This is a genomic window from Novosphingobium huizhouense, assembly GCF_020179475.1.
Lineage (GTDB): Bacteria > Pseudomonadota > Alphaproteobacteria > Sphingomonadales > Sphingomonadaceae > Novosphingobium > Novosphingobium huizhouense.
On record NZ_JAILXZ010000002.1, the window covers coordinates 134760 to 156229 of the forward strand.

General features: G+C 67.7%; 18 protein-coding genes. 14 read left to right on the top strand and 4 right to left on the bottom strand.

Annotated elements, in window-relative coordinates; all coding sequences use genetic code 11:
* Positions 1-12 precede the first annotated feature (12 nt).
* The 5 genes from cysT (at position 13) to K3A85_RS08885 (ending at position 5440) form a co-directional block, all read left to right on the top strand.
* Complete coding sequence (gene cysT / locus K3A85_RS08865) at positions 13-879, top strand: sulfate ABC transporter permease subunit CysT (protein WP_225206154.1); 867 nt, start codon at positions 13-15, stop codon at positions 877-879.
* Entirely contained in the window at positions 876-1712 is an 837-nt protein-coding gene (gene cysW / locus K3A85_RS08870) for a sulfate ABC transporter permease subunit CysW (RefSeq protein ID WP_225206155.1), read from the top strand. Before cysT ends, cysW begins: the two co-directional genes overlap by 4 nt.
* Positions 1709-2674 carry a sulfate/molybdate ABC transporter ATP-binding protein gene (locus K3A85_RS08875; RefSeq protein WP_225206156.1) on the top strand — a complete coding sequence of 322 codons (966 nt, stop codon included), beginning with the start codon at positions 1709-1711 and terminating at the stop codon, positions 2672-2674. The genes cysW and K3A85_RS08875 overlap by 4 nt, the downstream gene beginning before the upstream one ends.
* A 17-nt stretch (positions 2675-2691) precedes the next feature.
* The gene (locus K3A85_RS08880; RefSeq protein WP_225206157.1) at positions 2692-2868 is read left to right on the top strand and encodes a YezD family protein; all 177 of its coding nucleotides are present in this window, start codon (positions 2692-2694) and stop codon (positions 2866-2868) included.
* 94 nt (positions 2869-2962) lie between these two features.
* On the top strand, positions 2963-5440 hold the full coding sequence (locus K3A85_RS08885) for a TonB-dependent receptor (RefSeq protein ID WP_225206158.1): 2478 nt from the start codon (positions 2963-2965) through the stop codon (positions 5438-5440).
* 365 nt (positions 5441-5805) lie between these two features.
* Here K3A85_RS08885 and K3A85_RS08890 read toward each other — a convergent pair whose 3' ends face one another.
* The 4 genes from K3A85_RS08890 to K3A85_RS08905 all read right to left on the bottom strand — a co-directional run bounded on the left by K3A85_RS08890 (position 5806) and on the right by K3A85_RS08905 (position 10253).
* A complete protein-coding gene (locus K3A85_RS08890; RefSeq protein ID WP_225206159.1) occupies positions 5806-6642 on the bottom strand; it encodes an AIM24 family protein in 837 nt (278 codons plus the stop codon).
* Between the two features lie 71 nt (positions 6643-6713).
* Positions 6714-8726: a putative bifunctional diguanylate cyclase/phosphodiesterase gene (locus K3A85_RS08895; RefSeq protein ID WP_225206160.1), complete on the bottom strand. Its 2013-nt coding sequence runs from the start codon at positions 8724-8726 to the stop codon at positions 6714-6716.
* A complete protein-coding gene (locus K3A85_RS08900) occupies positions 8723-9259 on the bottom strand; it encodes a heme NO-binding domain-containing protein (RefSeq protein ID WP_225206161.1) in 537 nt (178 codons plus the stop codon). The genes K3A85_RS08895 and K3A85_RS08900 overlap by 4 nt, the downstream gene beginning before the upstream one ends.
* Before the next feature lie 94 nt (positions 9260-9353).
* Positions 9354-10253 carry a TetR/AcrR family transcriptional regulator gene (locus K3A85_RS08905; protein ID WP_225206162.1) on the bottom strand — a complete coding sequence of 300 codons (900 nt, stop codon included), beginning with the start codon at positions 10251-10253 and terminating at the stop codon, positions 9354-9356.
* Positions 10254-10373: 120 nt separating this feature from the next.
* Here K3A85_RS08905 and ahpC point away from each other — a divergent pair, with 120 nt between their 5' ends.
* The 9 genes from ahpC to K3A85_RS08950 all read left to right on the top strand — a co-directional run bounded on the left by ahpC (position 10374) and on the right by K3A85_RS08950 (position 21458).
* Complete coding sequence (ahpC, locus tag K3A85_RS08910) at positions 10374-10937, top strand: alkyl hydroperoxide reductase subunit C (protein WP_225206163.1); 564 nt, start codon at positions 10374-10376, stop codon at positions 10935-10937.
* 203 nt (positions 10938-11140) lie between these two features.
* The gene (gene ahpF / locus K3A85_RS08915) at positions 11141-12694 is read left to right on the top strand and encodes an alkyl hydroperoxide reductase subunit F (protein WP_225206733.1); all 1554 of its coding nucleotides are present in this window, start codon (positions 11141-11143) and stop codon (positions 12692-12694) included.
* A gap of 148 nt (positions 12695-12842) precedes the next feature.
* Complete coding sequence (locus tag K3A85_RS08920; protein WP_225206164.1) at positions 12843-14312, top strand: helicase HerA domain-containing protein; 1470 nt, start codon at positions 12843-12845, stop codon at positions 14310-14312.
* 400 nt (positions 14313-14712) lie between these two features.
* Positions 14713-15093, top strand: a complete 381-nt coding sequence (locus K3A85_RS08925) for a c-type cytochrome (protein WP_225206165.1) — start codon at positions 14713-14715, stop codon at positions 15091-15093.
* 94 nt (positions 15094-15187) lie between these two features.
* Positions 15188-16426 (top strand): CaiB/BaiF CoA transferase family protein, encoded by a 1239-nt coding sequence (locus K3A85_RS08930; protein WP_404822918.1) that lies wholly within the window; start codon positions 15188-15190, stop codon positions 16424-16426.
* Between the two features lie 158 nt (positions 16427-16584).
* Positions 16585-18033 (top strand): glucose-6-phosphate dehydrogenase, encoded by a 1449-nt coding sequence (gene zwf / locus K3A85_RS08935; protein ID WP_225206166.1) that lies wholly within the window; start codon positions 16585-16587, stop codon positions 18031-18033.
* Positions 18026-18646, top strand: coding sequence for a 6-phosphogluconolactonase (locus K3A85_RS08940; protein WP_225206167.1), 621 nt, complete (start codon positions 18026-18028; stop codon positions 18644-18646). The genes zwf and K3A85_RS08940 overlap by 8 nt, the downstream gene beginning before the upstream one ends.
* A complete protein-coding gene (gene edd, locus K3A85_RS08945; protein ID WP_225206168.1) occupies positions 18646-20466 on the top strand; it encodes a phosphogluconate dehydratase in 1821 nt (606 codons plus the stop codon). Before K3A85_RS08940 ends, edd begins: the two co-directional genes overlap by 1 nt.
* A gap of 23 nt (positions 20467-20489) precedes the next feature.
* Positions 20490-21458, top strand: a complete 969-nt coding sequence (locus K3A85_RS08950; RefSeq protein WP_225206169.1) for a glucokinase — start codon at positions 20490-20492, stop codon at positions 21456-21458.
* The last annotated feature ends 12 nt before the right edge of the window (positions 21459-21470 follow it).

Genomic DNA, 21470 nt, shown 5'->3' on the forward strand with positions numbered 1-21470 from the left:
AGGCCACTGCAGATGTCGTCGACCACGTTTCCCCCGCCCACGGCGCGCGCCCGTACCTGGCGCAAGCCGTCGGTGCTCCCGGGCTTCGCGCTGACCTTCGGGACCACGATCGGGTGGCTCTCGCTGATCGTGCTGATCCCGATCGCCACCATCTTCCTCAAGGCCGCCGGCATGGGCTGGCGGCACTTTCTCGAAGTCGGCTTCAGCGATCGCGCGCTTGCGGCCTACCGCCTGAGCTTCGGCACCGCTGCTGCCGCAGGACTCGTCAATGCGGTGTTCGGCCTGCTCGTCGCCTGGGTGCTGGTGCGCTACGCCTTTCCGGGCAAGAAAGTGGTATCGGCCCTGGTCGACCTGCCGTTCGCGTTGCCGACGGCGGTCGCCGGCATCGCGCTGACCGCGCTCTACAGCCCCAACGGCTGGATCGGGCAATTCCTCGACCCGCTCGGGATCAAGGTCGCGTTCACGCCGCTCGGCATCACCATCGCGCTGGTGTTCATCGGCCTGCCGTTCGTCGTGCGCTCGGTCGAGCCGGTGCTTGCCGATCTCGGCAAGGATGTCGAGGAAGCCGCCGCGACGCTGGGCGCAAGCCGCTCGCAGACGTTCGCCCGGGTGATCTTCCCGGCGATCGGCCCTGCGCTGCTCACCGGCTTTGCCATGGCCTTCGCCCGCGGCGTGGGGGAATACGGATCGGTGATCTTCATCTCGGGCAACATGCCCGGCAAGACCGAGATCGCGCCGTTGCTGATCGTCACCCAGCTCGAGCAATACGCCTACGAAGGCGCGACCGCGATCGCCGTGGTGATGATGCTGGTCTCGTTCGGCATCCTGCTGGCGATCAACGCCCTGCAGGCTGCCGGTCGGCGGAGGATGGGGGCATGAAGCTTCGCGCCACCACCGAGGGCCGCCTGACCCAGGCGCTGCTGATCGCGCTCGCGCTCGCGTTCCTCGCCTTCTTCCTGCTGCTGCCGCTGGTCGCGGTGTTCAGCGAGGCGCTGAAGGCGGGCATTGGCGCCTTCGTTGCAGCCATCGCTACTCCCGACGCCTGGGCCGCGATCAAGCTGACCCTGCTCATCGCCGCCATCAGCGTGCCGCTCAACGTCGTCTTCGGCATTGCCGCGAGCTGGGCGATCACCAAGTTCAGCTTTCCGGGCAAGAGCCTGCTGATAACGCTGATCGACCTGCCGTTCTCGGTCTCGCCGGTGGTCTCGGGCCTGATCTTCGTGCTGCTGTTCGGCGCCAACGGCCTGTTCGGGCACTGGCTCGCCGAGCACGACCTCAAGATCATCTTCGCGGTGCCGGGCATCGTGCTGGCGACGGTGTTCATCACCTTTCCCTTCGTCGCGCGCGAGCTGATCCCGCTGATGATGGAGCAGGGCAAGGACGACGAGGAAGCCGCGCTCTCGCTGGGCGCCAGCGGCTGGCAGACCTTCTGGCACGTGACGCTCCCCAACATCCGCTGGGGCCTTCTGTACGGCGTGCTGCTGTGCAACGCGCGGGCCATGGGCGAATTCGGCGCAGTCTCGGTCGTCTCGGGCCACATCCGCGGCGAGACCAACACGATGCCGCTGCACGTCGAGATCCTCTACAACGAATACGACTTTGTCGGAGCCTTTGCCGTCGCCTCGCTGCTGGCCGGCCTCGCGCTGGTGACCCTCGTCGCCAAGAGCGTCCTCGAATGGCGCTTCGACCTCCATTCGGGAGCCAAGCATTGATCAAGGTCCAGAACATCACCAAGCGGTTCGGCGACTTCGCCGCGCTCCATGGCATCGACCTGGAGATCGAGGACGGCGAGTTCGTTGCGCTGCTGGGGCCTTCGGGCTCGGGCAAGACCACGCTGCTGCGGATCATCGCCGGGCTCGAGTTCCAGGACGGCGGCGAGGTCTATTTCGGCGGCGAGGACGTCTCCCGGCTCAAGGTCGCAGACCGCCATGTCGGCTTCGTGTTCCAGCAGTATGCGCTGTTCCGCCACATGACTGTGGCCGAGAACGTCGCCTTCGGCCTTTCCGTCAAGAAGCGCCGCGACCGTCCGTCCAAGGCCGAGATCCGCGCCCGCGCCGACGAACTCCTGAGGCTCGTCCAGCTAGAGGGGCTGGGCGCGCGCTATCCGGGCCAGCTTTCGGGCGGGCAGCGCCAGCGCGTCGCGCTCGCCCGGGCGCTCGCGATCGAGCCGAAGCTGCTGCTGCTCGACGAGCCGTTCGGCGCCCTCGACGCCAAGGTGCGCAAGGACCTGCGCCGCTGGTTGCGCGACCTGCACAAGCAGATGGGCCTGACCTCGATCTTCGTCACCCACGACCAGGAAGAGGCGCTCGAGCTCGCCGATCGGGTGGTGGTCATGGACCATGGCAAGATCGAGCAGGTCGGCACTCCCGAGGAAATCTACATGAACCCGCGCACCGCGTTCGTCTCGCACTTCGTCGGCGAGACCAACCGCGTCGCGGGCGAGGGCGGAGAGGTCCATTTCCGCCCGCACGACGTCGATGTGGTCGAGGAGGGCGGCGAGACCGTCCTCGTCGACAATGTCTTCCGCAAGGGCGGCGCCTGGCGCGTCGAAGGCGCGCTTGTCGAGACTGGCCTGCTGGTCGAGTTCGACATGGACGCCGCCCTGGCGCCTCCCGCCACCGGGACCGAGGTGCGCATCGCGCCGCGCCGTTCCCGCCTGTTCAACCCCGCCTGAAGACTAGGAGCACAGCCATGACCATCCCTCCCGCTGCGCCCCGGAACGAGGCCGAGCGCCACCTGGAAGAGTCGATCGCCAGCGTGCGCGAAGCCCTGTCCGGCCTGCGCTACGGCAATGTCTCGCTGACCATTCACGAAGGTCGCGTCGTGCAGATCGACGTGACCGAGAAGAAGCGCCTCAAGCCGAACTGATCAACCACCAGCCAACACCACCTCAACAAGCGTTACCGACTGCCAACCGGACCACTGGAGGCATCGTGACCCTGACCAACAAGGATCACTCAAGATGTCCCGTGTTCTCCTGCTCGCAGGGGCCGCGCCGCTCGCGCTGCTCGCTTTCTCCGCCAACGCCTTCGCCGCAACCGCCGAAGACGATGCCGCACCGGTTGCCGAACGCACCTCAGCCGGCACCGGCCAGTCGGATGACGAGACCATCGTCGTCACCGCCCGCCGCCGCCAGGAAACGGCGCAGGACGTGCCGCTGGCGATTTCGGTCGTCGGTGGCGACCACATCGATTCGACCGGCAGCTTCAACGTCGGGCGTCTCCAGCAGCTGACCCCGACGCTGCAGTTCTACAGCTCGAACCCGCGCAATACCTCGGTCAACATCCGTGGCCTCGGCGCGCCGCTCGGGCTCACCAACGACGGCATCGAGCAGGGCGTGGGCATCTATGTCGACGACGTCTACATGGCGCGCGTCGCGTCGAGCACCTTCGACTTCCTCGACGTGAAGCAGATCGAGGTGCTGCGCGGGCCGCAGGGCACGCTCTACGGCAAGAACACCACCGCCGGCGCGATCAACATCACCACCCGCCAGCCGACCTTCACGCCCGAGGGCCGCGCCGAAATCAGCGTCGGCAACCTCGGCTTCATGCAGGCCAAGGCCGCGCTTTCGGGGCCGATCTCCGACACGCTCGCCGCCCGCCTCGCGGTCTCGAGCACGCGGCGGGACGGCACGATCCTCAACGTCGTCACCGGCCAGAAGATCAACGAGCAGGACAACCTCGGCATCCGCGGCCAGCTGCTGTTCAAGCCGAGCGATAGCGTCGCCTTCACGCTCGCGGGTGATTTCAGCCGCCAGAACCCGCGCTGCTGCGCGCAGATCTACGTGCGCACCGGCACCACCCAGCGCTCGCTCGACCGGCAGTACGCCGCGCTCGCCGCGCTGCAGGGTTACAGCGTGCCCAGCACCGACGCCTTCGATCGCCTGACCGACGTCGATGCGCCGCTGCGCGCCAAGAACAAGATCGGCGGCGTTTCGCTGCGCGGCGTGATCGAGACCGGCATCGGCACGATCACCTCGATCACCGCCTGGCGCCACTGGGACTGGGACCCGTCGAACGACCGTGACTTCCTCGGCCTGCCGATCACCACGAAGTCGAACAACCCTTCCAAGCAGGACCAGTACACCCAGGAGCTGCGCCTGACCGGTGAGACCGGCCGGGTCGGCTATGTCCTCGGCGCGTTCGGTTTCTACCAGAAGATCCGCACCCAGGGCATCCAGAGCCAGGGTCCGGCGGCCTCGGCCTGGCTGATCAAGCCCAGCGATCCGCTGTCGAAGGATCCGACCGTGCTCGACGGGCTGACCGCGCGCAACGACATCAGCCTCAAGAACACCAGCGCGGCGGTGTTCGGCCAGCTGACCTTCAAGATCACCGACGCCTTCAAGATCCAGCCGGGCTTCCGCGTCAATTACGACAAGAAGGTCGGCGACTACAGCTCGGTCGTCACCGACGGAACGGGCAAGCTCGTCGTGTTCAAGAGCGCCGCCCAGGGCGGCAACTCGTCGCGCGAAAAGGCGCAGCTCGCCGTGCTCGCGCCGCAGCAGTTCAACGTCCGCTTCTCGGACTGGAACTTCTCGTACGACGTGACCGCGTCCTACGACGTCGCGCGCGATGTCCATGCCTATGCGACCTATGCGCACACCTTCAAGTCGGGCGGCGTCAACCTCAACGGCGTGCCGACCGACAGCACCGGCATGCCCCTGCTCGAGCTCGCGACGGTCAAGCCCGAGACGGTCAACCACTTCGAGGCGGGCCTCAAGACGCAGTTCTGGGACCGCAAGGCGACCTTCAACCTCTCGATCTTCCGCACCGAGATCGAGAACTATCAGGCGCAAGTCTCGAACTACACCGTCGGCGCGCTGCGCGGCTATCTCGCCAATGCCGACAAGGTGCGCACGCAGGGTGTGGAATTCGACTTCTCGGCGCGTCCGAGCGAGCGATTCAACGTCTACGGCAACGGCGCCTATACCGATGCGACCTACCGCAAGTTCGTCAACGCGCCGTGCCCGCCCGAGCTTTCGGGCGGCAGCCAGCCCGTCGACGCCAGCGGCAACCTGACCGCCACCCCGAGCGCGCCGGGCACGCCGGGCGGGGTCAGCCCGCTGTCGTGCAACATTTCGGGCCAGCGCCTGCCGGGCGTGTCGAAGTGGTCGTTCTCCTATGGCGCCGAAGCGAACGCGCCGGTGGCGCTGTTCGGCACCGACGGGCAGGTCTACCTCGGCTTCGACGGCAACTACCGTTCGGACTTCTCGTCGAACCCGACGCCGTCGGCCTACACCAACGTCGATGGCTATGCCCTGTCGAACTTCCGCCTGGGCTATCGCACCGACAATGGCTTCGACATCTACGGCTGGGTCCGCAACGCGTTCGACGTGAACTACTACGAACAGCTCGCAGTCGCTTCGGGCAACACCGGCCTGATCGTCGGCCAGCCGGGCGACCCGCGCACCTGGGGCGTGACCTTCAAGGCCAGCTTCTGACCTGACGGGGGAGGGCGCTGCCCGGTGGCGGCGCCCTTCCGATCACTTTGAAAGTGGCACGAAGAACGCTGCCGGGCGGCGACCAGGTTGACACAGTTGACACGGTCCTGGGAAAAAACTCGAAGCCTCCCGGTTCAGCGTCGCACGGCGGCTCCGGTCTGTCGAAGCCCTGCAGCGAGTATCTGAAACATCGGCATTTCCTGCGTCATGACCGGCGCAGGATACCAGCCTTGGCGCCTGTAGGACAGCAGCCGCTGCGCGCCCGCGGGGATGGACGCCGGCAACCATACCTGACGCATGCGTCAGATATGGTCGATCCGATCGAAGCCCGACGGGGATCCGCAGCCCCCGTGCTCCCAGGTGACTTAGCGGTTGCCGTCGATGAAATCGCCCAGCATCCCGAGCGCCGAGCCTTCGCCTCGGTTCTGCCCGCCGCCCGGCATCGCCGCGGCGAGCATCCGCCCGGCGAGCCGCGCGAACGGCAGCGACTGGATCCATACCTTGCCGGGGCCGCGCAGCCGCGCGAAGAACACGCCTTCGCCGCCGAACAGCATCGACTTGACCCCGCCGACGCTCACCAGGTAGAAATCGACCGAGGGGGTGAGCGCGGCAAGGCAGCCGGTGTCGATGTGCAGTTCCTCGCCGGGGGCGAGCGTGCGTTCGATCACCGTGCCGCCCATCTGCACGAAGACCCAGCCATCGCCTTCGAGGCGCTGCATGATGAAGCCTTCGCCGCCGAACAGCCCGGTCATCACGCGGCGCTGGAAGGCGATGCCGATCGACACGCCGCGCGCGGCGGCGAGGAACGCGTCCTTCTGGCAGATCAGCGTGCCGCCCACGTCGGCGAGGCGGATCGGCAGGATTGCGCCCGGCGTCGGCGCGGCAAAGGCGACCCGCGCCTTGCCATGACCGCGGTGGGTGAATACCGTGGTGAACAGGCTTTCGCCGGTCAGCAGGCGCTTGCCCGCACCGAGCAGCTTGCCCATGAAGCCATCGCCGCCGGCCTGGGCCGAGCCGTCGCCGAACACCGTCGTCATCTCGATCGAGGCGTCCTTCCACACGAATGCGCCCGCTTCGGCCACGGCGCTTTCGCCCGGGTCGAGCTCGATCTCGACGAACTGGAGCTCCTGGCCCTTGATCTCGAAATCGACGTCGTCGGCAATCGATGCGCTGCGGCTGTGCTGCCAGGGGCTCTGTGCCATCGGTGGTCCTTTTCCTGCGAGCGGGCCGACAGGAATAGCGCCGCGGCGGCAAAGGAAAAGCGGCTCTCGTCTCAGCCGGTATGCTGCTGGTCGATCAGGGCGAAGGCGGACTTCTCGTCGAGCGGGATGCCGAGGTGGAAGCCCTGGCCGTATTCGCAGCCCATCTCGATCAGGGTGCGCCCTTGCGCCTGCGATTCGATCCCCTCGGCGACGACCGACAGGTTGAGGTTGCTGGCAAGATCGAGGATCGCGCGGATGATGTTCCGGCTCTTGGGATCGTCGATCGAGGCGACGAACGAGCGGTCGATCTTGAGCGTGTCGAACGGCAGGTTCTGGAGATAGCTGAGCGAGGAATACCCGGTCCCGAAATCGTCGAGGCTGGTGCGCACGCCCCAGGCGCGGATTTCCTCGAGCACCTGCCGGGTCCGCTCGGAATCGATGATCGCCACGCCCTCGGTCACCTCCAGCCGCAAGCAATCGGGCGGGACGTCGGTTTCGATCAGCACGCGCTGGACCTGCTGGGCGAAGTTGGGCTGGAGGAACTGCTGCGGCGCGATGTTGATCGATACGAAGGGCAGGGTGCTGCCGTCCTTGCGGCCGATGCGCTTGTGCAGGCGGGCGAGCGCGCTGCAGCCTTGGCGCAGCACCCAGTCGCCGATGAACACGATGAGGCCGCTTTCCTCTGCCGCCTCGATGAAGGCGCCGGGATCGAGCAGCCCGCGCGTCGGGTGCTGCCAGCGGATCAGCGCTTCGTAGCCCATCAGCGACGGGCCATCGCTGAGCGAGAAGATCGGTTGGTAGTAGAGCAGGAACTGCTTGTCGCGAATGGCTTCGCGCAAGTCGCGTTCGAGCGCCATGCGGTTGCGCACCGTGGTGCCGAGGGCATCGGTGAAGGTGACCGTGCGGCCCGATCCGGCAGCCTTGGCCTCGTACATCGCGAGGTCGGCGTCGCGCCGGATCTGCTCGACGTCGTCGTAGGCATCGCTCGAGTGGGCGATCCCGATCGAGGCGCCCGCGGCCACCTGGTCGTTGTCGACCCAGGTCGGCGCGCGCAGCACGTCGTGCAGCATCTCGGCGAGCCGCTCGACCGCGGCGCAGTCGGCGACGGAATCGAGCAGGACGACGAATTCATCGCCCCCGACCCGCGCCAGCGTGGCGTGGCCGGCGCGCGGATTGGCCTGCTCGAACGCCGCGATGGCCGCCTGGAACCGCCGCGTGGCTTCGACCAGCAAGGCATCGCCCGCGTGGTGGCCGTACTTGTCGTTGATCGCCTTGAAGCCGTCGAGGTCGATCACCATGAGCGCGATGCCGGTCGAAGCCGTCCCGAGCCGCCGGAAAGCCTCGCGGCAGCGCTCGTCGAGCAGGACCCGGTTGGGCAGCCCGGTCATCGCATCGTGGAGCGCGTCGTGGATCAGCGTGGCCCGCGCCCGCTCGCGCTCGATCACCCGGCCGAGCTGCGTGGCCGATTGCGTGATGGTCAGCAGGATCGCGTCCTTGTCAACCATCGGCTTGCTCGAAAAGAACTCGATGATCGCGACCAGCTCGTCGCGGATGCAGATCGGGAAGGCGCAAGCCGAGATCAAGCGCGCATCGGCCGCTTCGGCGCGGCGCAGGAACCAGCCTTCCTCGCCGATGTCGTCGATCCAGTGCGGGTGGTTGTCGCGCAGGACCCGCCCCGGCAGTCCTTCGCCGCGTTCGACCGAGAGTCTGCGCGAGGCTTCGACGAAGGCGAACAGGCGCTCGGGGTCCGAGGCGAACCAGGTGTCGCAGGCCGTGACGGTGCTGCCGTTGTCGGACACGCGCATGGCGTTGCCGAACTCCCAGCCCATGTGCAGGCAGATTTCCTTGAGCGCGACCGAGAGGACGTCGGCGAAATCGTTCGATTGGTTGGCGAAGTCGGTGATGCGCTGGAGCAGGGCGAGCCGCACCTGGCTTTCGTAAAGCTCGCGCAGGCCGCGCTCGGCGACGGCTTCGGCATCGCGCCGCGCCCGGCGCTCCTGCTGCAGTTGCCGGCGCAGGCGATCGACCAGGACCGCGTCGGCATCGCCCGCGGCTTCCCGGATCGGGAATTGGGCGTGCTTCATGTCCACGAAAGCGCGAGGCGGCAGAAGGGGTCGGCCGAATGGGTGCAGGAGAGGTGTTCGACTTCGACCGCATCGCCGAAGTGCCGCGCGGCGCCGAGGATGAAGCCGTGCGCGAGATTGCACAGTTGCCGTTGCGACTGGTAGCCGAGGATCAGCCGGCCATCCTCGGCTTCGGCGAAATGGAAGTGGGGACAGGCGGCCCCGGCGTAGAGCTTGCGCACCTCGGGGTGGATGATGTCGTTGATGCTGAGGATGAACGAGCGGCTCGACCGGTGCAGCTCGAAAAGGCCTGCGAACCGTTCCGCCAGCAGCGGCATCGCCGCCTCGCCGAACCAGCGCAGCACTTCGGGCACCGACAGCGACAGCGCCGCCGCCGCCTGGTCAACGATCCCCAGCAGCTCGGCATCGGGATAGGAAGCGAGCGACGAATAGGTCCCGCGCCCGGCGGCCTGCTCGACGAGATGGAGCCACGCGGCATCGCCGTGCTCCATCGTCACGGCTTCTTCCAGAAGGTTGAAAACAATGCCCTTCATTTCGCCCAGCGCATCCCCGATCCGGGAGCCGCACTAGGCGCGAATGCTCGCTAACGGGTGAAGGCCCGCCCCCGCAAACCTCCTTCGACAGGCGTCAGGATTTGGTAACCCAAGCATCCACGCCGCGGAAAAAGTAGTCCGCGTAATCGCTTGCCCATCGCTGGCGCTCGGCCGGATGCTGCTCGCCCTCGCTCGCGGCCAGCCGGGCATGGCCGAGCAGGCCCTCCAGCCAGAACCGGGCGGCGCGGTCGACGTCGGCGATCGCGAGCGAGCCGGCTGCATTCATCGCGGCGAATTCGTCGGCGATCGACTGGAGGGCGCTGCGGTAGACTTCGGCGCGGACGTTGCCGGCGCCCGCTTCCAGATCGACCCAGTCGATGAGCCGTTCCATCAGCACGCCATCGGCCGACAGGAGCGCCTCGAGGACCCTCTGCGCGCGCAAGGTGAAGGCGGCGAGCGGTTCCATCGCGTCGCTTTCCGCAAGGATTTCGGCGCGTTGCCGCGCCATGCGCCAGGCGAGCAGCGCCCGCATCAGCTCGGTCTTTCCGCTGAAGCGCGAATAGATCGTCGCCTTGCCGATCCGGGCGTGCCGGGCGATGCGGTCGAACGAGAAGTTCTCGAAACCGTGCTCGAGCAACACCTGCCAGCTCGCTTCGAGGATACGCTCCGCCAGCAGCACCGCCTCGGCCACCGAGGGGCGACCACGCCGCGGAACGAAGCCGTTGGCGGGGGAAAGGTCGTGGCCGTGGTCGTGGTCTCGGCCTTCATGATCGGCGTCGAACGGGCGGGGGTGGCCGGATGCGTTCATCGCCACCGGTCCCTTTCGAGAGTGGTGGTGCGAAAAAGCGGATCGCCACGACGCGTCGGCAGCATGCAGTCTCCCCCCGGCTGGTGCGAACCTGTCGGGTTTTTCTCCGTCCGTCCAGTGCGTTCGCTCATCCGGGCAAAGAAGGAAGAATAGGCGCGCGACGAGAACTTTGATCGAAGGAATCAATCAATATGGCCGGAATTGATCATTGGAAATTGAAACACTCCGGCGCTAGCTCAAGCCCTGCAAGGCCGCCCGACACGGTGGCCCCCCAGCTTCACAACCCGCGACTGCAAAGGAAATCGCATGTCTCTCGTCGGAACCACGATCAAGCCGTTCAGCTCGACCGCCTATCTCCAGGGCAAGTTCGTCGACGTCAGCGACGCCGACCTCAAGGGCAAGTGGGCGGTGTTCTTCTTCTACCCGGCCGACTTCACCTTCGTGTGCCCGACCGAGCTCGAGGACCTCGCCGACAAGTACGAGGAACTGAAGGGCCTCGGCGTCGAGGTGTTCTCGGTCTCGACCGACACCCATTTCAGCCACAAGGCCTGGCACGACAGCTCGCCCGCCATCGGCAAGATCAACTACTACATGCTGGGCGATCCGACCGGCACGATCACCCGCAACTTCGAGGTGATGCGTGAAGGCCAGGGCCTTGCCGACCGGGGCACCTTCGTCGTCGACCCCGACGGCGTGATCCAGGTCATGGAAACGACCTGCGAAGGCGTCGGCCGCAATGCCGAGGAACTGGTGCGCAAGATCAAGGCCGCGATCTACGTCCGCGAGCACCCCGGTCAGGTCTGCCCCGCCAAGTGGGAGCAGGGCGCCGAGACGCTGGCGCCGTCGATCGACCTCGTCGGCAAGATCTGATCGCAAGCGTTCGGGATCGGTCCCGAAATTCGTCGGGCGGCGCAGCTTCAGGGCCGCCGCCCGACCCTATCGCGACGGGCCCCCTTTCGGACGGCCACCTCGCTCCCCCGTGACAGTCCCGCCATCCCGGTGCCCGGCCCGAAGGCTGCGGCAGGCGCTGCATGCTGCCCGGACGTCCCGCCGAAGGAACCCAACAGATGCCCATTCTCGATGCTGCCACCACCGCCCAGCTGAAGGCCTACCTCGGCAACCTGCGCCGGCCGATCGAGCTGGTCGCATCGCTCGACGACAGCGCCAAGTCGGCCGAGACCCGCTCGCTGGTCGAGGAAATCGCCGCGCAGTCGGACAAGGTCACCGCCCGCTTCGACGGCGCCGACGCGCGCCGTCCCAGCTTTGCCATCCGCGCCGATGAAGGCCGCGCCGAAGCCGTCTTCGCCGGCCTGCCGATGGGCCACGAGTTCACCTCGCTGATCCTTGCGCTGCTGCACGTCGGCGGGCACCCGCCGAAGGAGGACGCCGACCTGCTCGACGCGGTGCGCGCGCTCGAGGGGCCGCTGCACTTCGAGACGTTCTTCTCGCTCACCTGCCAGAACTGCCCGGACGTGGTGCAGGCGCTCAACATCATGGCCGCGCTCAATCCCAACGTCACGCACACCGCGATCGACGGAGCGCTGTTCCAGGACGAGGTGGAACGGCGCAAGGTCATGGCGGTGCCGCTGGTGTTCCTCAACGGCGAGGTCTTCGGCCAGGGCCGCATGGACCTTGCCCAGATCATGGCCAAGGTCGACACCGGCGCCGTCGCCCGCGCCGCCGAGAAGATCGCGGCCAAGGAGCCGTTCGACGTGCTCGTCGTCGGCGGCGGCCCGGCCGGCGCGGCCGCGGCGATCTATGCCGCGCGCAAGGGCATCCGCACCGGCGTCGTCGCCGAACGGTTCGGCGGCCAGGTGCTCGACACGCTCGGGATCGAGAACTTCATTTCGGTCCAGCACACCGAAGGCCCGAAGCTTGCCGCGCAACTGGAGAACCACGTCAAGGAATACGACGTCGACGTGATGAACCTGCAGACTGCGCGCGCGCTCAAGCCCGCGAACGGCGACGGTTATGCGACGGTCGAACTGGAAAGCGGCGCGAGCCTCAAGGCGAAGACGGTGATCCTGTCCACCGGCGCGCGCTGGCGGCAGATGGGTGTGCCGGGCGAAGAGGAATACCGCAACCGCGGCGTCGCCTATTGCCCGCACTGCGACGGGCCGCTGTACAAGGGTAAGCGGACCGCGGTGATCGGCGGCGGCAATTCGGGCGTCGAGGCGGCGATCGACCTTGCCGGCATCGTCGCCCATGTCACCCTGATCGAGTTCGACAGCGTGCTGCGCGCCGACGCCGTGCTGCAGGACAAGCTGCGTTCGCTGCCCAACGTCACGATCATCACCTCGGCGCTCACCACCGAAGTGCTGGGCGATGGCGAGAAGGTGACGGGCCTTGCCTATCGCAACCGCGATACCGAGGAAATCCACGAGGTTCCGCTCGAGGGGATCTTCGTCCAGATCGGCCTCGTGCCCAATACCGAGTGGCTCAACGGTTCGATCGGCCTATCCAATCGCGGCGAGATCGAGATCGATTCGCGTGGCGGCACGACGCTCCCCGGCGTGTTCGCCGCAGGGGACTGCACCACCGTTCCCTACAAGCAGATCGTGATCGCCATGGGCGAAGGCTCCAAGGCGGCGCTTTCGGCGTTCGACCATCTCATCCGGCACGGCTGATCCCCCACAGCCCTTCCGGGTCGCAGGGCGGCGGCATGGCGCAAAGCCATGTCGCCGCTTCTATTTTCGCCGCGGTCCGTCGCAAGGCCGGGGAAATCGGGGGAAGGAGCCTTGCCGGTGCGCGCCGCGGCGGCCAAACGCTGGCCCGGTGAGCGCATCCATCGTCATCGGGGCAGAGCGTAACGGCTCCCCCGTCCGGATCGACATCGAGGAACTTCTCGCGACCCGCCTGCTGGTGCAGGGCAATTCCGGGTCCGGCAAGTCGCACCTGCTGCGCCGCCTGCTCGAACAGAGCGCCAGCGTGGTCCAGCAGGTGGTGATCGATCCCGAAGGCGATTTCGCGTCGCTGTCGGAAGCCTTCGGGCACGTGGTGGTCGATGGCTCGGCCTATGACCAGGCGGAGATCGCCAAGCTCGCCGCGCGCATCCGCAAGCACCGCGCCTCGGTCGTGCTGACGCTCGACGGCCTGGAGCTCGAGGCGCAGATGCGCTGTGCGGCCGTGTTCCTCAACACCCTGTTCGACGCCCCGCGCGACGAATGGTATCCCGCGCTGGTCGTCGTCGACGAGGCGCAGATGTTCGCGCCCGCCGCCGCCGGCGACGTCACCGACGAGGTGCGCCGCCTTTCGCTCGGCGCGATGACCAACCTGATGTGCCGCGGCCGCAAGCGCGGGCTTGCCGGCGTGATCGCCACGCAGCGCCTCGCCAAGCTCGCCAAGAACGTCGCGGCGGAGGCCTCAAACTTCCTGATGGGGCGCACCTTCCTCGACATCGACATGGCGCGCGCCGCCGACCTGCTCGGCATGGAGCGGCGCCAGGCCGAACAGATCCGCGACCTCGAGCGCGGGCACTTCCTCGGCCTTGGCCCCGCCATCGCCCGCCGTCCGGTCGGGGTGCGCATCGGCGAGGTCCAGACGCAGGCGCGCAACGTCGTGCAGGGCCTGATGCCGCTGCCCAATGCCGGCGGCGCGGAGATGGAATCGATCCTGCTGTCCGAACCGCTGGCGATGGAGACTCCGCCGCGCCCGCCCGAGCCCGAAGCGCCGGCCATCGACAGCGACGAACTGCTCGGGGTGATCGAAAGCACCGTGCCTGCTGCCGAACAGGTCGAGCCGGCGGCGGAACCCAGCCTGTTCGCGCAGGAGGAAACCGCGGCGAGCGTCGCCGCGATCCTTGCCGAAATGGCGCAGGAGCCGGATTGCACCTTCCAGCCCGCGGCGCAGCTCTACCAAGACTTCACCGTACGCTGCCGGATGCAGCGACTGGCTGCGACCGGGATCGACCTCGCCGCGTTCCGCCGTCGCTTCGCGCTCGCCGTTGCCGGAATCCCCGACGATGCCGAGCCGCGCTGGCAGGACGTGCTGCGCGTTGCACGCGCGGTGCCCGACGACCTGCTCGCGCCGTTCCTGCTGCTGGCCGTGGCCGCAAGCGAAGGCGCGCCGTGCCCCGACGACGATCGCCTCGCCGAAGTCTACGGCACCCGTTCGCCCGGGCGCATCCGGCGGCTGCTCGAGCACCTCGAAAAGAGCAACCTCATCGTCGTGCGGACCGATTACGGCGGCCGGCGATCGGTCGGCATTCCCGATCTGGGGCTGGTCACCGCTCCGGTCGCGGCCTGAACGCGCGCCCCCGCCGAACGACCCGGCACCAGGCCGTGAACTCATAAACGGCGCCTTCGAGGTTTGAGGCAGAAGGGCCAGGTGCAAGGAGGGAAGGCGCAGGAATATGTCGATATTTCAAGCCTTCCCGACGCGGCAGATGGCCCTTCTGGTCAAATCCCGAAGGGACGTCAAAATGGCTTCCATCGCAAACCAAGCCGCCCTTGGAAGGGCAACCAGCCCTTCCGGCGGGCACCTTGGCCCGCGCTGTTCGCCATTTTGACGCCTCGAAGGCGCCGTTTATGAGTTCACGGCCTAACAGCCCGAACGAACAAGGAACTTGCCTCGTCGCGCCCGATTGTTCAGTGGCGCGCAAGCCGCAACCGGCTATGGCGGCAACAATATTTCGAGGGAGTAAGCGATGAAGTTGATGCCTTTGGTCCTCGCAGGCGCCGTGTTGGTGGTCGGTGCGTCGGCTGCCCAGGCGCAGGCGGCGGGTGACCCGGCCAAGGGCAAGACCGTCTATGCCCGCTGCGCCGCGTGCCACGACCTCAACACCGGTGCCACGCGGCTCGGCCCGTCGATGAAGGGCGTAATCGGCCGCAAGTCGGGCTCGGTTCCGGGCTACGCCTATTCGCCGGCCATGAAGGCCAAGGCGGTGACCTGGAACGCGCAGACGCTCGACGCCTATCTGGCGGCGCCCGCCAAGTACATTCCGGGCAACAAGATGCCGTTCGCCGGCCTGCCCAACCCGCAGGACCGCGCCGACGTGATCGCCTACCTCGCCCAGGCGGCGAAGTAAGCCGCTTTCATATCGCTGAAACTTGCGCCGCCTGCTTGAGGCGGCGCTGGCTCGCTCCTAACGCTCACCGCGAAACGAAGCGGAGCGCAAAGCCATGACCTTGACGACCGCCGCGCTCGCCGGCGTGCGCGTGCTCGACCTCTCGCGCGTGCTCGCGGGGCCGTGGGCGACGCAAGTGCTCGCCGACCTCGGCGCCGACGTGCTCAAGGTCGAGCACCCCGGGCGGGGCGACGACACGCGCGCGTGGGGTCCGCCGTTCCTGGCCTTGCCCGATGGCGGCGAAGATCGCGAGATCAGCGCCTATTACGTCAGCTGCAATCGCAACAAGCGTTCGCTGGCGATCGACATCGCAAGGCCCGAGGGCGCCGAGCTCGTCCGCCGCCTCGCGGCAGAAGCCGACGTCTTCGTCGAGAATTTCAAGGTCGGCGGCCTTGCCCGCTACGGGCTGGACTACGCCACGCTGCGCAGCCTCAACTCGCGGCTCGTCTATTGCTCGATCACCGGCTTCGGCCAGACCGGGCCTTATGCCGACCGACCGGGCTACGACTTCGTCGCGCAGGGCATGGGCGGGTTCATGTCGGTCACGGGCGAGGAAGGCGGGGGCCCGCTGCGGGCGGGGGTGGCGATGGCCGACCTGTCCACCGGCATGTATGCCGCGGTTTCGATCCTTGCAGGCTTGCGCCATGCCGAACGGACGGGCGAAGGGCAGCACATCGACCTGTCGCTGCTCGACACCCAGATCGCGATGATGGCCAACCAGGGATCGTCGTGGCTGGTCGGCGGGATCAATCCCGGCCGCCTCGGCAATCGCCATCCGACCGTCGTTCCCTATCGCACGTTCCGCGTGGCCGACGGCGAAATCATCATCGCGGTGGGCAACGACAGCCAGTTCCGCGCGCTGTGCGGGCTGCTCGGGTGCCCCGAGGTCGGGACGGACCCGCGCTTCGCCACCGCCGCCGCGCGACAGATCAACCGCGATGCGATCGAGGCGCTGGTCCAGGACAAGGTCGCCGGCGAAACGGGTCTTGCGCTGATCGACCGGCTCGTCGCCGCGAACGTGCCTGCCGGTCCGGTCAACTCGCTGCGCGATGTTTTCGCCGATCCGTTCGTGGAGGCGCGCGACACGGTGCAGGCGTTCACCCGCGAGGACGGCGCCAGCGTGCCGACAGTGGCGTTCCCGGCCAAGTTGTCGAAGACCCCAGCGACCTATCGCAGCCCCCCGCCGCGCGTCGGGGAGCAGACCCGCGATGGCATCAGGAGCTGGCTCTCGCTATCCGACGATGCGCTCGATGCGCTCGCCGCGAGCGGGGCGATCGGCGGAGGAACGAGTTGATCCGGGCGGCATTGCAGCCGCGAACATCCAGTGCAAAAGTATGCGCGACGGCGGCGGCGCAAGCCTGCATACTTATGCGGTCTGGACCGGGGTGGATGCGGCTCTAGGGCTGCTGACGGGACGCGCATCGCGATGCGTGTCGAGGGAGTGCGATGTCGATGGCCGAGACCAGCTGTTCCGCCCTGCTTCTGTTCGGAGCGACCGGGGATCTCTCGCGGCGGATGCTCCTGCCATCGCTCTATGCCTTGCACGAGGACGGGCTGATCGACCCGTCGCTGCGGATCGTCGGCACCGCGCGGTCGGCGCACGACGACGCCGAATTCCGCGATTTCGCCAAGTCCGCGCTCGACGAGTTCCTGCCCGACGATCGCAAGGACGAGACCAAGCTCGGCACGTTCCTGCAGCGGCTCGAATACCAGACGCTCGATGCCTCGGACATCGACAGCTTCGGCGCCCTGGCGGACAAGATCGGCGATACCGGCTGCGGCCTGTCGATCTTCCTGTCGACCGCGCCCGCGCTGTTCGAGCCGACGATCGAGGGCCTGCGCCGCGCCGGTCTTGCCCATGGCGATACCCGGATCGGGCTCGAGAAACCGCTCGGCAACGACCTGGCTTCGAGCCGGCGCATCAACGACGCGGTCGCCGCCGCCTTCGACGAGCGGCAGATCTTCCGCATCGATCACTACCTCGGCAAGGAGACGGTGCAGAACCTGATGGCGCTGCGCTTCGCCAACATGATGTTCGAGCCGCTGTGGAACAGCGCCGGGATCGACCATGTCCAGATCACGGTCAGCGAGACGGTCGGTCTCGAGGGGCGAAAGGGCTTCTACGACGACACCGGCGCCTTGCGCGACATGGTGCAGAACCACATGCTGCAGCTGCTCGCGCTCACCGCGATGGAGCCGCCGCGCGACTACGACGCGACGTCGATCCGTGACGAAAAGGTCAAGGTGCTGCGGGCGCTGCGCCCGGTGAAGCCCGAGGAAATGGTGCGCGGCCAGTATCGCGCCGGCGCCGTCAAGGGCGAGGCGGTGAAGGGCTATCTCGACGATCTCGGCGCGGACTCGGACACCGAGACGTTCGTCGCGATCAAGACCCATATCGACAACTGGCGCTGGCAGGGCGTTCCCTTCTACCTGCGCCATGGCAAGCGGTTGGCCGAGCGGCGCAGCGAGATCGTCGTCGAATTCAAGCAGGTGCCGCACAACATCTTCGCCGAGCGCGGGGGCAAGCTGCGCGCCAATCGCCTGGTGATCCGCCTCCAGCCCGAGGAATACGTGCGACTGCAGGTCATGGCGAAGGAGCCCGGCCTCGATCGCGGCGGGATCGTCCTGCGCGAGGTCAACCTCGACCTGTCGCTGACCACCGCCTTTGCCAAGGCGCGCAAGCGGATTGCCTACGAGCGCCTGCTGCTCGACCTGATCGAGGGCGAACAGACGCTGTTCGTGCGCCGCGACGAAGTGGAGGCGCAGTGGAAATGGACCGACGCGATCCGCGAGGTCTGGGCGAAGGGCGACATGGAAGTGAAGCCCTATGCCGCAGGATCGTGGGGCCCCAACGCGGGCATCGCGCTGACCGAGCGCGACGGGAGAAGCTGGAATGACTGAGCCTGCGCACGTCCGCTGGGCCGAACCCGGCGATGCGGCGGCGGTCGCTGACCGCATCGCCGCCGAGCTGGTGAAGTCGGGGGAAAAGCGGATCGCCTTCACCGGCGGCTCGACCCCGATCAAGGTGCTGGCGCTGCTCAAGGACCGTCCGCTGGACTGGAGCAAGGTGACGATCGCGCTGACCGACGACCGGCGCGTGCCCGACGACCATCCCGCCTCGAACTTCGGCAAGATCCATGCAGCGCTTGGCCGGTCGGGCGCGAAGTTCGAGCGGCTCGAGGAGGGCATGGCGGTCGCGCCGTTCGATCTCGTCTGGCTCGGCATGGGCGAGGACGGGCATGTTGCGTCGCTGTTCCCGCACATGGTCGCGCTGGTGCGCCCGGGGCCGAGCGTGATCGCCACGACGCCGATCCCGCTCCCGCCCGAGGCGCCGTTCGAACGGCTGAGCCTCAACAAGCGGGCGTTGAAGGCGACGAAGGAGATCATCCTCGTCGTGACCGGCGCGTCGAAGAAGGCGCTGATCGAGCGCGTGCTCAAGGGTGACGACCGCTTCCCCGTCGCCGATTTCCTGCGCGGCTTCGGGCCGCCCGTCACGATCTACTGGAGCGAATGATGGCCCTGCATCCCACGGTCGCGAAAGTCACCGATCGCATTATCGCCCGCTCGCGCGACAGCCGCGCGGCCTACCTCGACCTGATCGCGCGCCAGCGTGACGCCGGGCTCAACCGCCCGCAGCTCTCGTGCGGCAACCTCGCGCACGGCTTTGCGGCATCGGGCGAGGACAAGCCGGTGCTGCGCAGCGGAAAGGCGATGAACATCGGCATCGTCACCGCCTACAACGACATGCTTTCGGCGCACCAGCCCTATGGCCGCTACCCCGAGCAGATCAAGGTCTTCGCCCGCGAGAGGGGCGCGACCGCGCAAGTCGCCGGCGGGGTTCCGGCGATGTGCGACGGGGTGACCCAGGGGCAGGATTCGATGGAGCTGTCGCTGTTCAGCCGCGACACCATCGCCATGGGCACGGCAGTGGCGCTGAGCCACGCCATGTTCGAGAGCGCGCTGCTGCTCGGCATCTGCGACAAGATCGTGCCGGGCCTGCTGATCGGCTCGTTGCGCTTTGGCCACCTGCCGATGATCCTGGTGCCGGCCGGCCCGATGCCCTCGGGCCTTGCCAACAAGGAGAAGGTGCGCATCCGCCAGCTCTATGCCGAGGGCAAGGTGGGGCGCGACGAACTGCTCGAGAGCGAGAGCGCGAGCTACCATTCGGCGGGGACCTGCACGTTCTACGGCACCGCCAACTCCAACCAGATGATGATGGAGATGATGGGCCTGCACATGCCCGGCTCCAGCTTCGTGCTGCCGGGCACCAAGCTGCGCCAGGAACTGACGCGCGCCGCGGTCCACCGCGTGACCGAGATCGGTTGGGACGGCGAGGACTATCGCCCGCTCGGCCGCTGCGTCGATGAAAAGGCGATCGTCAATGCGATCGTCGGCCTGCTGGCGACCGGCGGGTCGACCAACCACGTGATCCACCTGCCGGCTATCGCCCGGGCGGCGGGCGTGCAGATCGACTGGGACGACATGGACGAACTGTCGCGCGCGGTGCCGCTGATCGCCAGCGTCTATCCCAACGGCGCGGGCGACGTGAACTACTTCCATGCGGCAGGCGGCATGCCCTACGTGATCAAGGAACTAGTCGGGGCAGGGCTCGCCCATGGCGACATCCTCACCGTCTATGGCGACGGGCTGGGCGAGGGCGCGCAGGAGCCGTTCATGGAAGGCGAGGCGCTGCGCTGGAAACCCGCGCCCGAAGCGAGCGGCGACGATACCATGCTGCGCCCAGTGTCGGCCCCGTTCCAGCCCGAAGGCGGGCTGCGCCTGCTGGGCGGCAATCTTGGTCGAGGCACGATCAAGGTCAGCGCGGTCGAGCGCTCGCGCTGGACGATCGAGGCCCCGTGCCGCGTGTTCGCGGACCAGAACGAGGTCCTCGCCGCGTTCAAGGCCGGCGAGCTCGAACGCGATGTCGTGGTCGTGGTGCGCTTCCAGGGACCCGCCGCGAACGGCATGCCCGAATTGCACAAGCTGACGCCGCCGCTGGGCGTGCTGCAGGACCGCGGCTTCAAGGTCGCCCTCGTCACCGACGGGCGCATGTCGGGCGCATCGGGCAAGGTGCCGGCGGCGATCCACGTTTCGCCCGAAGCCAAGCTCGGCGGCCCGCTGGCAAAACTTCGCGACGGCGATGTCGTTCGCGTGTGCGCCGAAACGGGCAGGCTCGAGGCCCTCGTCGACGCCGCGCAATGGGAGGTGCGGGACGAGGCTGTCGCGCCGGCCGAAGCCATGGGGGTCGGCCGCGAGCTGTTCGCGCTGATGCGCCACCATTCGGATCCCGCCGAGCGCGGCGGTTCGGCCATGCTGGCTGCCGCCGGGCTGTGACGGAAAAGCGGAGGGGCAAGACAATGCAGCTGGTTGCGGTCGACATCGGCGGAACGCACGCGCGCTTCGCGCTCGCCGAAGTCGAAGCCGGGAGGGTCGTCGCGCTGGGCGAGGCGATCACGCTCAAGACCGCGGATCACGCGAGCTTCCAGCTCGCCTGGGAGGAATTCGGCCGGCAACTGGGCGCGGCGGTGCCCGATGCCGTGGCGATCGCGGTGGCAGGGCCGGTCGGCGGCGAGATCATCAAGTTCACCAACAATCCGTGGATCATCCGCCCGGCGATGATCCCCGAAAAGCTCGGCGCGAACGATTACGTCGTGGTCAACGACTTCGCCGCCGTCGCCCACGCCGTGGCGCAGGCGGGCCCCGAGCACTTCCAGCACCTCAGCGGACCCGACCAGGAACTGCCCGACAGCGGGACGATCAGCGTCGTCGGGCCCGGAACCGGGCTCGGCGTCGCGCAGCTGTGGCGCGAGGGCGGGCGCTATCGGGTGCAGCCGACCGAGGGCGGGCACATCGACTATGCGCCGCTCGACGCGATCGAGGATGCGATCCTGGCGCGCCTGCGCAAGCGCCACCGCCGCGTTTCGGCCGAGCGGGTCGTCGCGGGGCCGGGGATCGTGGATATCTACGAGACGCTCGCCGGCATCGAGGGGCAGCCCTTCACCCCGCGCGAGGACAAGGAGCTGTGGACGCTCGGCACCAGCGGCCAGGACAGCCTGGCTGCCGCCGCGGTCGATCGCTTCTGCCTCTCGCTGGGAAGCGTGGCAGGCGATCTCGCGCTCGCGCACGGGGCCTCGGCGCTGGTCATGGCGGGAGGGCTTGGCCTCAGGATCAAGGACACGCTGCTGCGCTCGGGCTTTGCCGACCGGTTTCGCGCCAAGGGGCGATTCGAACATCTGATGGCGGCGATGCCGGTCAAGCTCATCACGCATCCGCAGCCCGGACTGTTCGGCGCTGCGGCGGCCTTCGCGCAGGCGCATCACGCCTGAGCTGACGGCGCC